Source organism: Mariniluteicoccus flavus (assembly GCF_054776655.1).
Map to the genome: position 1 here is coordinate 125666 of NZ_BAAHBN010000002.1, position 15463 is coordinate 141128.

Consider the following 15463-nt stretch of genomic DNA (forward strand, 5'->3'; position numbering starts at 1 on the left):
TAGGATGCGAGATGAAATGACAACGAATCACGAGAAGCTCGTGGCGGAACTGACCGCCCGATGGCCCGAGCACCGCGTCGCGCCCAGCCTCAACCGCATCCAGGCCCTGATGGACCTGCTCGGCGAGCCCCAGAGGTCGTTCCCGGTCATCCACGTGGCCGGCACGAACGGCAAGGGCTCCACCGCCATCATGATCGAGGCGCTGCTCCGCGCCACGGGGCTGCGTACGGGCCGGTTCTCAAGCCCCCACCTCGTCGACGTCACCGAGCGCATCGCCATCGACGGACACCCGATCTCCCAGGAGCGCTTCGCCGAGGTCTGGGCCGACATCGCCCCCTACGTCGCGATGGTCGACGAGATGGACCTGCCGGCGGGCGACGGAGGGCCCGGCTGCCCGATGACGTTCTTCGAGGTGGTCACGGCCATGGCGTACGCGGCGTTCGCCGACGCCCCCGTCGACGTCGCGGTCGTCGAGACCGGCCTCGGCGGAACCTGGGACGCGACGAACGTGGCCGACGGCCAGGTCGCCGTCGTGATGCCGGTCGGGCTCGACCACACTCACCTCCTCGGCGACACCATCGCCGAGATCGCGGCCGAGAAGGCCGGCATCATCAAGCCCGGCGCCATCGCGGTCCTCGCGGGCCAGGAGCCCGAGGCGGCCACGATCCTGCTCGCGCGCTGTGCCGAGGCGGGGGCTGTTCCGCTGCGGGAGGGCCTCGACTTCGGGCTGCTCGAGCGCCAGCAGGCCGTCGGCGGCCAGGTCATCCGCCTCAACGGGGCCGAGGGCCCGATCGGCGACATCCACCTCCCGCTCCACGGCGCCCACATGGCCCGCAACGCCGGCGTCGCGCTGGCGGCCGTCGAGGCGTTCCTGGGCGCAGGATCCGGCGGGGGAGGCAAGCCCCTGTCCGGCGAGGTCATCACCGACGGTTTCGCCGAGGTACGCGCCCCCGGGCGCCTCGAGTCGGTGCGCCAGTCGCCGCCGATCGTGCTCGACGGCGCCCACAACGTGCCGGCCACGCTGGTGACCGCCGAGGCCGTCCGCGAGGCCTTCGCGTTCGACCCGATGGTGGGTGTGGTGGCCATGATGCGCGACAAGGACGTCGAGGGCGTCCTCAAAATCTGGGAGGAGCACCTCTCGGTGATCGTCTGTACGCAGGTCTCCTCGACCTCGCGCGGGCTCCCGGCCGAGGAACTGGCGGAGCTCGCGACCAGCATCTTCGGGGCCAACCGCGTACGCGTGGCTCCGCGTCTGGATGACGCGCTCGAGCTCGCGACCACGCTGGCCGACACCGATGGGGGCCTGCCGGGCGTACTCGTCACCGGATCGGTCATCGCCGTGGGCGAGGCCCGCGGTCTCCTCGTCGACGAGCGGCCCCAGGAGGCCGAGGAGGTCGACTGGGACGCGACCGACGAGGAGGTCGCGCTGCCGGGGGAGAGTGACGACGACGATCGCCGCGACAGGTTCGACGGCAGCGAGCGCGACGACCGGGACGATCGATGACCCTGCGCCCCGACAACCCCATGGGCAAGGTGCTCATGGCCGTGCTGATCTTCGAGGTCATCGTGTTCGGCCTCGCCATCCCGGTGATGATCATGACCGCCGACGTGACCCCGGTGACCGCCTCGCTCGCCGGGGGTGCCGCGGCCCTGCTGGCCGTCGCGGCGGCCGCGATGATGCGCCGGCCCCGGGTCGGGTACGCCCTGGGCTGGCTCACCCAGCTCGTCGGCGTCGCGCTCGGCTTCCTGACCTACGGCATGTTCGTCATGGGCGCGATGTTCCTCACGCTCTGGATCACCTGCTTCGTGCTCGGCAAGCGGATCGAAGAGGTCCGCGCCGCCCGCTAGGCTGCCGCCATGAGCTCTGAGCGCACCCTCGTCCTGATCAAGCCCGACGCCGTCCGCCGTTCGCTGGTGGGGGAGGTGCTCGGTCGCTACGAGCGCAAGGGACTGACGCTCGTCGCCCTGGAACTCCGCACCGTCGACGGCGAGATGGCCGACCGCCACTACGCCGAGCACGTCGAGCGTGACTTCTATCCGCCGCTACGGGCCTTCATCACGTCCGGGCCGCTCGTCGCGCTGGTGCTCGAGGGGGACAGCGCGATCGACGCCGTTCGCCTGATCAACGGCAAGACCGACGGCCGCGCCGCGGAGGCCGGCTCGATCCGCGGTGACCTCGCGCTGTCGAACCGCGAGAACCTCGTCCACGCCTCCGACTCGCCCGAGTCGGCGGCGCGCGAACTCGCGCTGTGGTTCCCCGGGCTCGCCGCGACCTCCGAGGCCTGAGCGTGACGGCAGGGCCGGGCGGACCGGAACCGCACGCGCCGCTGGGGCAGTGGCCGCAGGCGCAGGGTCCTGACGGTGCGCCGCCGAACCCCGCGTACCCGCCGTACGCACCGTCCCACGCCCCCAACCCGTACGCGCCCGCGCCCTACGCGCCCATGCCCAAACCGCCGGCGCTCCCCGTCGAGGAGCGCACGTACGCGGAGTTCCTGCGGACGCCAGCCAACGCGTGGTGGCGCTCCCTCGTCGCCCTCCTCATGATGGGGGCGATCTTCGGGGTGGTCTCGCTCCTGCAGGCCATCCCCCTGTTCGTCGACCTGGCGAGCGGACGCGCGTCCATGGAGGACCTGCAGGCCGGCAAGATCACCATGTCGCCGGTGTTGCTCGCGGTGACCGCGGTCAGCCTCGCGCTCCTCATCCCGGGCGCGATGCTGACCCAGAAGGTGACCTTCGGCCAGCAGGCCCGCTGGCTGCATTCGGTGGAGGGCCGGTTCCGGTGGGGGTGGGCGCTGCGCTGCCTCGCCGTCATGCTGCCCATCTGGCTGCTCTGGCTCGGCATCCCGACCCTGCTCGACACGACGCCGAAGGGCGACACCTCGCAGGCGGCGGCCTACATCGCGATCGCGCTCCTGCTCATCCCGTTCCAGTCGGCGGGCGAGGAATACATGTTCCGCGGGCTGATCAACCGCTCGGTGGCCGCGTGGTTGCCCGAGAAGTTCGGTCTCGTCGCAGGGGCACTGGTGTCGTCGGGGTTGTTCACGTTGGTGCACGGCGCGGGAGACCTCTGGCTGAACTTCTACTATTTCAGCCTGGGTCTCGTCTTCTGCGCGCTGACCTGGCGCACCGGCGGGCTCGAGGCGTCATCGGTGCTGCACGCGGTCAACAACGTCCTGGCCTTCACCGCCGCCGCGCTGACGGGCCACATGTCGGAGGGGTTCGACCGCAGCGCGGGACAGGGGTCGCCCGTCATCCTGATCTCGCTGCTGGCCGGCCTCGTGGTGTTGGGGTTGGTCGAGCTGTGGCACCGGCGCGGGCCGTGGCTGCGCGTGGCCGCGCCGGGTCGTGAGCTCATCGCGGGTCAGCCGACGCTGCGCTGACAGCGCTCGCCGTCTCACTGCGCTCGCTCGGAGGACGTTGTCGAGCCAGCGCAGCGGCGCGATTGGACCTGTCGGTGGGGACGCGTACGCTTGTTCCCCTATGACCACCGACACACTGCCCACGCAGGCTCCCTCGCCGGAGCCGGTCTTCGCGCGCCTCGAGCCCCTGCTGTCGTCGGTCTCGAAGCCGATCCAATATGTCGGCGGTGAGCACAACTCCGTCGTGAAGGAGTGGGACGCCGTCGCAGTCCGCTGGGCGCTGATGTATCCGGACGCCTACGAGATCGGCCAGCCCAACCAGGGCGTCGCGATCCTCTATGAGGTGTTGAACGAGCGCGACTGGATCCTCGCCGAGCGCACCTACGCGGTGTGGCCCGACATGGAGAAGGTGATGCGGGAACACCAGATCCCCCAGTTCACGCTCGACGCCCACCGGCCGGTGGGCGCCTTCGACGTGTTCGGGGTGTCGTTCTCGACCGAGCTGGGCTACACGAACATGCTGAACGCGCTCGACCTCGCGGGGCTGCCGATCCTCGCGGTCGATCGGCGCGAGTTCGACCCCATCGTCATCGCGGGCGGCCACGCCGCGTTCAACCCCGAGACGATCGCCGACTTCATCGACTGTGCCGTGCTGGGCGACGGCGAGGAGATCGCGCTGAAGATCTCCGACGTGATCCGCGAGTGGAAGGACGAGGGCCGCCCGGGTGGGCGCGACGGCGTCCTGCTGCGCCTGGCGGAGACGGGCGGTGTCTATGTCCCCAAGTTCTACGACGTGACCTACCTGCCCGACGGTCGAATCCAGCGGGTCGCGCCCAACCGCTCCGGCGTCCCTTTCCGCGTCGCCAAGCACACGCTGATGGACCTCGATGCGTGGCCCTACCCGAAGAAGCCGCTGGTGCCGCTCGCCGAGACGGTCCACGAGCGCTATTCGGTGGAGATCTTCCGCGGCTGTACGCGCGGCTGCCGCTTCTGCCAGGCCGGCATGATCACGCGCCCGGTCCGCGAGCGCAACATCGAGACGATCGGCCAGATGGTCGAGGGCGGCCTGAAGGCGACGGGCCTGGAGGAGGTCGGCCTGCTGTCCTTGTCGAGCGCAGACCACACCGAGATCGGTGAGGTCACCAAGCAGCTCGCCGACCGTTATGAGGGCTCGAACGTCTCCCTGTCGCTGCCCTCGACGCGCGTCGACGCGTTCAACATCACGCTGGCCAACGAGCTGTCCCGCAACGGCCGGCGCTCGGGCCTGACGTTCGCGCCCGAGGGCGGCTCGGAGCGCATGCGCAAGGTCATCAACAAGATGGTCGATGAGGACGACCTGATCCGCACGGTCGCGACGGCGTACGCGAACGGCTGGCGCCAGGTGAAGCTCTATTTCATGTGCGGGCTGCCCACCGAGACCGACGAGGACGTGCTGGCGATCGCCGACATGGCCAAGCGGGTCATCTCGACCGGCCGCGAGGCCGCCGGACACCGCGACATCCGCTGCACGATCTCGATCGGCGGGTTCGTGCCGAAGCCCCACACGCCGTTCCAGTGGGCCGCCCAGCTCGATGTCGAGACCACCGACGCGCGCCTGCAGAAGCTGCGCGACGCGATCCGCGAGGACAAGCAGTACGGCAAGGCGATCGGCTTCCGCTACCACGACGGCAAGCCCGGCATCATCGAGGGGCTGCTGTCGCGCGGCGACCGCCGCGTCGGTCGGGTCATCGAGGCGGTCTGGCGCGACGGGGGCCGGTTCGACGGCTGGTCGGAACACTTCTCCTACGATCGCTGGACCGGTCTGGCGGCGCGCGAGCTGGCTGCGTACGGCGTCGACCTCGACTGGTTCACCACGCGCGAGCGCGACTATGACGAGGTGCTCCCGTGGGACCACCTCGACTCGGGCCTCGACCGCGACTGGCTGTGGGAGGACTGGCAGGACGCCCTCGACGAGCGCGAGGTCGACGACTGCCGCTGGACGCCCTGCTATGACTGCGGTGTCTGCCCCCAGATGGACACCGAGATCCAGATCGGCCCCACCGACAAGGTGCTGCTGCCGCTGCCGACGGTGCGTTCGGGGTTGGCCGGGGGCTGAGCCCCGCGCTGCGCTGCTGAACACCCAACTTGTGCACACGCGTGCGCAGGGTGCGTCGACACGCCGGGGCGCGTGGCCCCAAACGTGCACACGCGACAGGGGCGCCGATCGTCGTTGGCGTCGCCGATCGCACTGAGGTCCGGGACACTCCTGCCTGCCGGTACGCGAGGCTATAGTGACAATCATGTTCACCAAGAGGGATGGATCCCTCCTCTCCTCACCGGGGTTCTCGTGGTTCGTCCTGGCCCGCCTGCTCGTCTGGGCCGGCGCCGGCACCTCGGTCGTCGTGCTGCCGGTCCTGGTCCATGACCGCACCGGGTCCGCGTCGCTGACCGCGCTCGTCGGCGCCGTCGAGGTGTTGCCCTACCTGATCCTCGGCCTCCCCGCGGGGTCCCTGGCCGACCGCCACGGGCGCCGCGCGATCATGGTCGGCGGGTGCGCCGCGGCGTCGATGGCGCTGGCGAGCGTGCCGCTGGCAATGCTGGCCGGCGGGCCCGCGACCAGCCACGTCCTCGGCGCCGCCCTCGTCGTCGGCCTTGCCCTCGTGCTGGTGGACGCGGCGGCGTTCGCCTCGATCCCCACGCTGGTCGGCCGCGAGCGCATCGCCGAGGCCAACGGCCTGCTGACCACCCTCGGCACGATCGTCGGCCTCGTCGCCCCTGGCGTCGGCGGACTCCTCCTCACGGTGCTGCGTCCCGCTTCGGTGCTCTGGGTCGAGGTCGCCTGCCTCGCCCTGGCCGCCGTGCTCGCGATCGCCCTGCGTCAGGTGGACCGCGACCGATCCGCCGATCCGCCGCCCGAGTCGTTCGCCCGGTCTATCGCGGTCGGCGTACGCTTCGTCGCCTCCCACGCCCTCATCGGGCCGCTCACCTTCCTCGGCATCGGAGTGAGCCTCGCCAGCGGCGCCGTCGTCGGCCTCCAGGTGCCGTACGCGATCGAGGTCCACCACGTCCGCGAGTCGTCGGGCCTGCTCGGGCTGGTGTTCGTCGCCTCGGCGCTCGGCAGCGTCCTCGCCGGGGTGACCGCACCTCGCGTACGCCGCCGCTGGTCGCCGGGAGCGGTCGCGACCGTCGGCTATGCCGCGGGATTCGCCCTCGTCTGCGGCTTGGCGTACGCGCCATCGCTCCCGGTCGCGCTCGGAGCCCTGACCTGCTGGTCCTGGTGCAGCGTGACGGTCGTGATCAACGGCATCGTGACGCGCCAGGAGCTCGCGCCCGAGACGTTGCAGGGCCGCGTCCACGCCACGGCGCGCATGATCGCGTGGGGCGGGCAACCGCTCGGGGCACTCCTGGCGTCGGCGCTGGTGGGGTCGTTCGGCATCCGTCAGACGCTGGTGGTGGCGGCGCTCGGACTCGTCGTGGCGACCGCCGTGGCCCTGGCACTGAGGCTGCCGGGGCGGCGACCGGCCCCCGCCGAGCCGGAGGAGGTCACGGTCTAGGGTTGGAACCATGCCTGAGCCCCGCGCTTATGCCGAACGCCGCGCCGACACGCTGAACCTGCTCGCGACCCCCGGGATCGATGCCTGGCTGTCGACGGTCGCGTCCCATCCCTACGTGACGCCGCTGCCGATGGCGTGGCACCAGGAGTCGGTGCTGATCGCGGTCCCGGAGCCGTTTCCCGCGACCCGCCACCTGAAGGCCGACCCGCGCGTACGCCTGGGGGTGGGCTCCAGCGCCGACTGCGTCGTCATCGACGCCCAGGTCACCGACTCCCACTCCGTGCCGGAGTTCCGGAAGAACCACGGCGACCTGATGGCGTCCTACGAGGCGCAGACGGGCGCCGAACCGGCGGACAGCTCGGAGATGTATGTCTTCCGGCCGCGCCGCATCCAGGCGTGGCGCGGCGAGTTCGAGGGCGCCGACCGCACGCTGATGCACGACGGCATGTGGCTGGTGCAGCCGACGAGCGGCTGAACCGGGCTTCGACTCGGCCGCAGGCGGCCTCGCTCAGCCAACGTGGGGTGGGCCGAGCGCCTGAACCGGGCTTCGACTCGGCCGGAGGCGGCCTCGCTCAGCCAACGTGGGGTGGCCGAGCGGCGGAACCGGGCTTCGACTCGGCCGCAGGCGGCCTCGCTCAGCCAACGCGGGGTGGCCGAGCACCCGTCCCCAACGTTGGCTGAGCGAGCGCCAGCGAGTCGAAGTCAGCCCTTCCGCTTCGGCGTCAGCTCGTTCGTCACCACGTCGATGCGCGGATAGTTCGGCTTCCACATCTGCGAATAGATGTCCTGGATCGGGTTCTCGAGCTCGACCGTCGCCACGCCGTCCTCGACCGCGGCCTCGGCGACCCGCAGCGCGACCGTCGCCGACACCGCCCGCAGCTGCGTCATCGACGGCAACACGGCCGAACCACGCTTCGTGGCCTCGGTCAGTTCGGCAACCGCCTCGGCGGCCGCCGCGACCATGTGGTCGGTCACGCGGGTCGCGCGCACCGCGATGGTGCCGAGCCCGATGCCGGGGAAGACCAGCGCGTTGTTCGCCTGGGCGATCTCGAAGTCGATCCCGTCGTGGTGGACCGGCTGGAAGGGCGACCCCGTCGCCATCAGCGCATTGCCGTCGGTCCACTTCATCACGTCGCTCGGCAGCGCCTCGGACTTCTTGGTGGGGTTCGACAGCGGCATGATGACGGGGCGGCGGCAGCCCGCGTACATGTCGGTGACGATCGCCTCGGTGAACGCGCCCGGCTGGGCCGACGTGCCGATGAGGATGGTGGGCTGGACGTTGCGCACGACGTCGGCGAGCTCGTAGCGGCCCGGTGCGTCGGTGCGCCAGCCCTTCAGTTCGGCCTCGTCGCGCGCGTACGGCTCCTGGAACGAGCGCATGCGCGCACCGGTGTGGATCAGGCCGCGCGAACCCAGCCCCCAGAACCGCTTGCGGGCGTCCTCGACCGACAGGCCCTCGCGCACCATGATGTCGGTCATCAGGTCGGCGATGCCGATGCCGGCGGTGCCGGCGCCGTGGATCACGACGCGCTGGTCGGACAGCTGCTCGCCCTTGGCCTTGGCGGCGGCGAGGGCGGCGGCCACAACGACGGCGGCGGTGCCCTGGATGTCGTCGTTGAACGTGCAGTGCTCCTCGCGATATTTGTCGAGGATGCGGTGGGCGTTCGACGCGCCGAAGTCCTCCCAGTGGAGGAGTGCCTTGGGGAACATGCGCGTCGCGGTCTCGACGAAGCGGTCGACGAACGCGTCGTACTCCTCGCCGCGCACACGGGCGTGGCGTACGCCGAGGTAGCCGTCGTCGTTGAGGAGTTCGAGGTTGTCGGTGCCGACGTCGAGCACGACGGGCATCACGCGCAGCGGGTGGATGCCGGCCGCCGCGGTGTAGACCGACAGCTTGCCGACGCAGATGCGGATGCCGCCGACGCCCTGGTCGCCGATGCCGAGGATGCCCTCGGAATCGGTCACGACGATGAGGTCGACGTCGTCGGCGCCCTGGCCATAGGACTGCAGCGCGGCCTCGACGCCGTCGGGGTCGTCGATCGACAGGAACACCCCGCGCGGGCGGTGGAACCACTGAGAGAACTGCTGGATCGCCTCGCCGATCGTCGGCGTGTAGATGATCGGCAGCATCTCCTCGAGGTGCTCGGTCAGCAGCCGATAGAACAGGATCTCGTTGCGGTCCTGGAGCTGCGTGAGGAAGACGTTCTTGCTCAGCGCGTCGGGCTGGGCCTCGAACTGCTGATAGATGCGCTTGAGCTGCGAGTTCATGGTCGTCACGGCTGGGGGGAGCAGGCCGGTCAGCCCGAGCTCGTCGCGCTCGGCGAGCGTGTACGCCGTGCCGTAGTTGATCATGGGGCGGGCAAGGATCTGACGACCGCGCACGGCGATCTCGACCTTCTCGCCGGCGCCTTCGGGAGAGAACTGATATTGGCGGGCCACGGACCGAACCCTAGTGATGACCGGCCGGTACGCCAACCGAGGAACGTTCTCCGCGCGAGCGCCGGGAGACGAGGAGCACGGCGTGCCCTGCGGCTCAGAGCTCGTCCTCGAGGAATCGCGGCCGCGACGCCAGCAGGCCGAAGGCGACCAGCGGGACCAGCATCAGGGCCATCATCGCCAGCGGTGCGGTGAACCCGCCGGTCGCGTCGCGGAGCACGCCCACGAGCAGCGGCCACGGGATCGCGATGAGATAGCCGACGCTCTGGGCGAACGCCGACAGCGCTGCGGTGCCCTCCGCGGTGCGGGCCCGGATGCCCATCAGGGCGAGGAAGATGGGGAACGCGGCGGTGCCGAAGGCCACCATCAGGGCCCACAGCGCGGGGGCGGCCAGGGGAGCGAGGGCCAGCCCGGCGTACCCGACGAGGCCGCAGACGCCGATGACGACCAGCAGGGCGTACGGGCTCTGGCGCCGCGCGGTGTAGGCGGGCAGCAGGAATCCGAGCGGGATACCCACCCCGGTGGCGATGCCGAGATAGAGCCCGGCGGCCGCGGGCGTGCTGCCGGCCTCCACATAGATGCTCGCGAGCCAGCCGAACACCGCGTACGCCTGGCCGGACTGGAAGCCGAAGAAGATCGCCAGGAACCAGGCGAGCCGGGTGCGAGCGACGCGGGCCAGCGAGATGCGGGTGGAGGCGTGGCGCGGCGCGTGGCCGCGGTCGTACGCGAGCATCGCCAGCCAGGGGATCACCGTCGCGAGCGCCATCAGGACCCACGCCCAGAACGCCTGGCGCCAGCCGCCGAGCTGTTCGGCCAGGGGCGCGGTGAGCATCGAGGCCATGGTCAGGCCCGCGATGATGCCGCTCGAATAGAGGGCGGTCACCAGCCCGATGCGATCGGGGAAGTGCTGCTTGACCAGCGACGGCAGCAGGACGTTCGCCACGGCCATGCCGGCAAGCGCGAGGATCGACGCGGCGAGGAACGGGGCGGCCGAGCCGGCGTACAGGCGGAGGGCCTGGCCGACGACCATCACCCCCAGCGCGCCGACCACGGCGCGGTGGCTCCCGATGCGGTTGGCGATGGCCGGCGCCAGGGCGCCGAACACCGCGAAGCAGACGACCGGCAGGGAGGTGAGCAGGCCCGCGGTGGCGCCGCTGAGGTGCAGGTCGGTGCGGATCGCGCCCAACACCGGACCCGGGGCGGACGCGGTCGGGCGGAGGTTGATCGACAGCAGGATCAGGGCCGCCAGCACCAGCCAGCCCGGACGCCGGATCGAAGAATCTGGCTGCACTCCCGGTAGGCTAGCGCGTCGTGTCCCCAGACCAGTCGAAGAAGCGTCGCCAGCCCGAGCAGCAGGCCCCGCCGGTGCAGAAGCTGCGGGTGCAGTACGCCAAGCGCGGCCGCGCCCGGTTCACCAGCCACCGCGACTTCGGCCGCGCGTTCGAGCGGGCCCTGCGGCGCGCGGGAGTCCCGATGGCGTACTCGTCGGGATTCAACCCCCACCCGCGCGTGTCCTTCGCCAACGCGTCGCCGACCGGCGCCGCCACCGAGGCGGAGTATCTGGAGATCGGGCTGGCCGAGCGCTGTGACCCCGAGAAGGTACGCGAGGCCCTGGACGCCGCGCTGCCACCGGGGCTCGACGTCATTGCGGTGGTGGAAGCCAGCGGGGGAGCGCTGGCCGACCGGCTGACGGCGAGCGCGTGGCGCGTCGACTTCCCGGTGGCCGACCTGGCTGTGCTCGAGCGCGCCGTGGCCGACTTCCTCGCCGCGGACCACGTGGAGGTCGAGCGCATGACGAAGAACGGGATGCGCGCGTTCGACGCGCGCGCGGCCGTGGTCGAGCTCACCGCGACCGACACGGGCATCGCCCTGGTGGCGCGACACCAGGCCCCGCTGGTCCGGCCCGACGACGTCCTGCAGGCGATCGCGAAGGTCACTCCCGAGCTCGCCGTGCCCCCCAACGCGCTCCTGACGCGACTGGCGCAGGGCGAACTCACCGACGACGGTCTGCTCGACCCGTTCGGACCGGCTGACCCGGCGTAGCTCCGGGCCTCCGACCCGGGCGGATCCTGGCCACAGGGCCAGCGGCAAGGTCAGCGGGCGTCGTGGTCGACGCGTCCCGCGACCACGGTGGTGGCCACGCGCATGTCCCGCAGCTGTGCCGCTGCGGTGGATGGCTGCCGCCATGGCCAGCGAGGGTCGGACCGCATCGGTCGCAAGCCCGTCATGCTCATCGGCATCGTCGGCCTGAGCGTGGTCTGTCTGCCCCTTTCGTCGATGATCGACGGCAACCCAATGCGGCTCTTCCTCGCGATGACGATCGCCCAGGTGTTCGTCGCGGCCGTGTGCGATCTCGCCGGCGATCATGTGCGAGATCTTCCCGACCCGCATCCGCACGATCGGCGTCGCGCTCCCGCTGTCGGTCGCCGTGGCGGTCTTCGGGGGCACCAGCCTCTATCACCAGACCTTCCTCACGCGGGCGTACGGGCCGCGGGCGTTCTCCTATTACGTCATGACGATGCTTCTCATCAGCGCGGCCACGGTCCTGACCCTGCCCGAGACCCGCGGGCGCGTCCTGACCGACGAGACGTCCTGATCCGCCACGGCGCGCGGCGCGGCCCTGTGGGTCCCCGCGCTGCGCGTGTGGGATAGTGGGGTCAGGTTAAGGGCCACCGCCGGTGGCTCGTCGAGCCCGCGCAGCCCGTGTGGCCAGCAGGTCACCGACCTGAGGCAGATCTCCACCGCGACGTACGCGACCGCGGGAGGCTCATGGCGCCGGGACTCGAGACCGCCAGCTTTGTGGCGCCCCCCGCGGTGCGCCCTGTGAGGTCGGCCCCGGTGGCCGGCGAAGGAGTTTCATGCTCGACGAACCCACGAACGTCCCTGCCTCCACCGATGGCCCCGAGGGCCACGACGCCCCCCAGCCCCGTCGCCGCCGCCGTGCGGCCAGCCGCCCGGCCGGTCCGCCGGTCGAGGTCCCGGTGACCGAAGCTCCGACCGTCCCGGCCTCGGAGGCACCGATCGCCTCCGCGCCCCCGATTGCCTCCGCGCCCTCGATCGCCTCCGAGACACCGTTGGTCGACACGCCGGCCGCGCCGTCGGTCGAGGCTCGCGCAGCCCAAGCGCCCGCCGCCGACCCCGCGCCGACCAAGCGCCCCGCCCGCAAGCGGGCCACCAGGAAGACGGCCGCGCCCGACCCCCTGCCCGACGTTCCCGAGACGCTCGCGATGACGGCCGAGTCCGCACCCGAGGCCTCGGGGGAGGCCGCCGCGACCGGTGAGACCATCGCCGGCGCGCCCGCCAGGGCGCCCCGCAAGCGCGCCAGCCGCAAGAACGTGGCAAAGACGCCGACCGAGACGGACGCGACGCCCGGTGCCGACGCTGCGACCACCGAACCTGCCGCAGCGCCCCAGCCCGAGGTCGACGAGGCCCCGCGTACGCGCCGTCGCCCCCGCAAGGCCGTCGCCAATCCCTTCGCGGTGCCCGTGGCCGCCGAGCCCGAGGCCGAGCCGGCGCCGGCCGACCGCGTGAACGCCGACGACGCCGCCGAACAGACCGCTGCCGAGCAGACCGCTGCCGCCGAGGTCGCCGACGACGACCAGCCTGCCACGACCCTCGACGAGTCCGAGACCGCCGAGGACGCATCGACCGAGTATGGCGACCAGGACTCCGATGACGAGGACTCCGATGACGAGGACTCCGACGACCAGGACTCCGACGACAACGATGACTCCGACGAGGACGGTCGTCCCCGTCGCCGTCGCCGCCGTCGCGGCGGACGTCGTCGCCGCCGCGGGCAGGGCGACGACTCCGACGAGTCCGATGACGATTCCGGCCAGGACCAGCGCGGCCGCGGTCAGCAGTCCGACGGTCAGCAGTCCGACAGGGACGCCGACCCGTCGTCCGAGTCCGACCACAGCGAGACCGACTCCGACGACGAGGGCAACGAGGACGACCGCGGCGAGGGGTCGGCCGACGGCCGCCGTCGCCGTCGCCGTCGTCGCCGCCGCGGAGAGGCCTCCACGTCCGACGACGACGAGAACGTCGAGGTCGTCGAGCGCGTCCGTGAGCCCCGCCGTGGCAAGGCGTCCGACGAGGTCACCGGCATCGACGGCTCGACCCGCATGGAGGCCAAGCGCCAGCGCCGCCGCGAGGGCCGCGCCGCCGGGCGTCGCCGCGCGCCGATCCTGTCGGAGGCCGAGTTCCTCGCCCGCCGCGAGTCGGTCGAGCGCACCATGGTCATCCGCCAGAACGAAGAGCTCTCGCAGATCGCGGTGCTCGAGGACAAGGTCCTCGTCGAGCACTACGTCGACCGCGCCTCGGCCCATTCGCTGATCGGCAACGTCTACCTCGGCCGCGTCCAGAACGTGCTGCCGTCGATGGAGGCCGCCTTCATCGACATCGGCCGCGGCCGCAACGCGGTGCTGTACGCCGGCGAGGTCGACTGGGACTCCTTCGGGTCCGACGGCCAGAGCCGCAAGGTCGAGAAGGTGCTGAAGTCCGGCATGCCGATCCTCGTCCAGGTGACGAAGGACCCGGTCGGCGCCAAGGGTGCCCGCCTGACCAACAACATCTCGCTGCCCGGCCGCTACATCGTGTACGCCCCCGGCGGCCACCTGTCCGGCATCTCCCGCAAGCTGTCCGACACCGAGCGCAAGCGCCTGAAGGACATCCTCGCCGACCTGGTCGACTCCGAGGCGTCGGTGATCGTCCGCACGGCGGCCGAGGGCGCCTCGGAGGACGAGCTGGTCCGCGACGTGAACCGCCTGAAGGCCCAGTGGGAGGCCATCGAGAAGAAGGTCAAGGGCGGCCAGGCCCCGCAGCAGTTGTACGCGGAGCCCGATCCCACCGTCCGCATCGTGCGCGACCTCTTCACCGAGGACTTCTCGAAGCTCGTCATCGACGGCAACGGCACGGCCGACGACGCGTACGAGACCGTGACGGCGTACGTGGAGCACGTGGCTCCCCACCTCGCCGAGCGCATCGAGCGCTGGGACGGCGCCCGCGGCGAGATCTTCGCCCAGCACCGCATCGACGAGCAGATCTCCAAGGCGCTCGAGCGCAAGGTCTTCCTGCCGTCGGGTGGCTCCCTCGTCATCGACCGCACCGAGGCGATGACCGTCATCGACGTCAACACCGGCAAGTTTACGGGCTCCGGCGGCAACCTGGAGGCGACGGTCACGTCGAACAACCTCGAGGCGGCCGAGGAGGTCGTGCGCCAGCTGCGCCTGCGCGACATCGGCGGCATCATCGTGATCGACTTCATCGACATGGTCCTGCCCGCCAACCGCGAGCTGCTGCTGCGTCGCCTCACCGAGTGCCTGGGACGCGACCGTACGCGCCACCAGGTCGCCGAGGTCACGTCGCTCGGGCTCGTGCAGATGACCCGCAAGAAGATCGGCACCGGCCTCGCCGAGGCCTTCACCGAGGACTGCGAACACTGCAACGGCCGCGGCTTCGAGATCCACGACATGCCGGTCGACACCCAGGCCCCGGCCGACGGCGGTGACCGCGGCGGACGTGGCCGGGGTCGCCGTGGCAAGGGCCGCGGTGACGACAACGGCGGTGGCAACGGCGGCCGCGGGAACGGCAACCAGAACAACGGGAACGGCGGCAGCGGGTCCCAGGACAACGGGTCCCAGAACACCGGGTCCCGGACCAAGGACGCCGACACCGAGCCCGTGAAGCGGAAGTTCCCCCACCCGAAGCCGAAGGACGAGCAGGACGGCGACCAGCAGGTCGAGGAGGCCCCGGTCCAGGACCAGCGGGTCGAGCAGGCCCCGGTCGAGGACCAGCGGGTCGAGCAGGCCCCGGTCGAGGACCAGCGGGTCGAGCAGGCCCCGGTCGAGGACCAGCGGGTCGAGCAGGCTGCGGTCCAGGACCAGCAGGTTGCGCAGGCCCCGGTGCAGGACCAGTGGGTCGAGCAGGCCCCGGCCGACGTCGATCAGGTCCTGCCCGAGCTGACGTCCGCCGAAGCCGCCGAGGCACCCGCCGAGGCTGTCGAGTCCACGAAGAAGGCACCCGCCCGCCGCATGCGCGGCGGCAGCCGCCGGCGCAAGGCCGACCCCGAGGCTCCCGCCGAGGGCGACGCCCAGGCCTGATCCCCACGCACGAACCGCCGACGGCGCCCGGACA

The 15463-nt window shown here is 71.4% G+C and carries 12 protein-coding genes; 10 read left to right on the forward strand and 2 right to left on the reverse strand.

Annotation, left to right across the window (positions count from 1 at the left end; all coding sequences use genetic code 11):
- The first annotated feature begins 16 nt into the window (after nt 1–16).
- The 7 genes from ACYVAG_RS04555 to ACYVAG_RS04585 all read left to right on the forward strand — a co-directional run bounded on the left by ACYVAG_RS04555 (nt 17) and on the right by ACYVAG_RS04585 (nt 7367).
- On the forward strand, nt 17–1504 hold the full coding sequence (locus tag ACYVAG_RS04555; RefSeq protein WP_460767152.1) for a bifunctional folylpolyglutamate synthase/dihydrofolate synthase: 1488 nt from the start codon (nt 17–19) through the stop codon (nt 1502–1504).
- Nucleotides 1501–1848: a DUF4233 domain-containing protein gene (locus tag ACYVAG_RS04560; protein ID WP_460767154.1), complete on the forward strand. Its 348-nt coding sequence runs from the start codon at nt 1501–1503 to the stop codon at nt 1846–1848. Before ACYVAG_RS04555 ends, ACYVAG_RS04560 begins: the two co-directional genes overlap by 4 nt.
- A gap of 9 nt (nt 1849–1857) precedes the next feature.
- Nucleotides 1858–2286: a nucleoside-diphosphate kinase gene (gene ndk, locus ACYVAG_RS04565; protein ID WP_460767157.1), complete on the forward strand. Its 429-nt coding sequence runs from the start codon at nt 1858–1860 to the stop codon at nt 2284–2286.
- Nucleotides 2287–2288: 2 nt separating this feature from the next.
- Nucleotides 2289–3380 carry a lysostaphin resistance A-like protein gene (locus ACYVAG_RS04570; RefSeq protein WP_460767160.1) on the forward strand — a complete coding sequence of 364 codons (1092 nt, stop codon included), beginning with the start codon at nt 2289–2291 and terminating at the stop codon, nt 3378–3380.
- Between the two features lie 100 nt (nt 3381–3480).
- Complete coding sequence (locus ACYVAG_RS04575) at nt 3481–5454, forward strand: TIGR03960 family B12-binding radical SAM protein (RefSeq protein ID WP_460767163.1); 1974 nt, start codon at nt 3481–3483, stop codon at nt 5452–5454.
- Nucleotides 5455–5638: 184 nt separating this feature from the next.
- Complete coding sequence (locus tag ACYVAG_RS04580) at nt 5639–6892, forward strand: MFS transporter (RefSeq protein ID WP_460767166.1); 1254 nt, start codon at nt 5639–5641, stop codon at nt 6890–6892.
- 10 nt (nt 6893–6902) lie between these two features.
- Entirely contained in the window at nt 6903–7367 is a 465-nt protein-coding gene (locus tag ACYVAG_RS04585; protein ID WP_460767169.1) for a hypothetical protein, read from the forward strand.
- A 227-nt stretch (nt 7368–7594) separates the two neighbouring features.
- Here the strand turns inward: ACYVAG_RS04585 and ACYVAG_RS04590 are convergent, their stop codons facing one another.
- Together ACYVAG_RS04590 and ACYVAG_RS04595 are read right to left on the reverse strand one after the other, a co-directional pair.
- Nucleotides 7595–9331: an NAD-dependent malic enzyme gene (locus tag ACYVAG_RS04590; RefSeq protein ID WP_460767171.1), complete on the reverse strand. Its 1737-nt coding sequence runs from the start codon at nt 9329–9331 to the stop codon at nt 7595–7597.
- Nucleotides 9332–9425: 94 nt separating this feature from the next.
- Entirely contained in the window at nt 9426–10619 is a 1194-nt protein-coding gene (locus tag ACYVAG_RS04595) for an MFS transporter (RefSeq protein WP_460767174.1), read from the reverse strand.
- A gap of 20 nt (nt 10620–10639) precedes the next feature.
- On the opposite strand from ACYVAG_RS04595, the gene ACYVAG_RS04600 reads away from it, so the two are divergent.
- The 3 genes from ACYVAG_RS04600 to ACYVAG_RS04610 all read left to right on the forward strand — a co-directional run bounded on the left by ACYVAG_RS04600 (nt 10640) and on the right by ACYVAG_RS04610 (nt 15429).
- A complete protein-coding gene (locus ACYVAG_RS04600) occupies nt 10640–11371 on the forward strand; it encodes a TIGR03936 family radical SAM-associated protein (protein ID WP_460767177.1) in 732 nt (243 codons plus the stop codon).
- Between the two features lie 322 nt (nt 11372–11693).
- Nucleotides 11694–11924: a hypothetical protein gene (locus ACYVAG_RS04605; protein ID WP_460767179.1), complete on the forward strand. Its 231-nt coding sequence runs from the start codon at nt 11694–11696 to the stop codon at nt 11922–11924.
- A gap of 262 nt (nt 11925–12186) precedes the next feature.
- A complete protein-coding gene (locus ACYVAG_RS04610) occupies nt 12187–15429 on the forward strand; it encodes an Rne/Rng family ribonuclease (RefSeq protein ID WP_460767181.1) in 3243 nt (1080 codons plus the stop codon).
- The last annotated feature ends 34 nt before the right edge of the window (nt 15430–15463 follow it).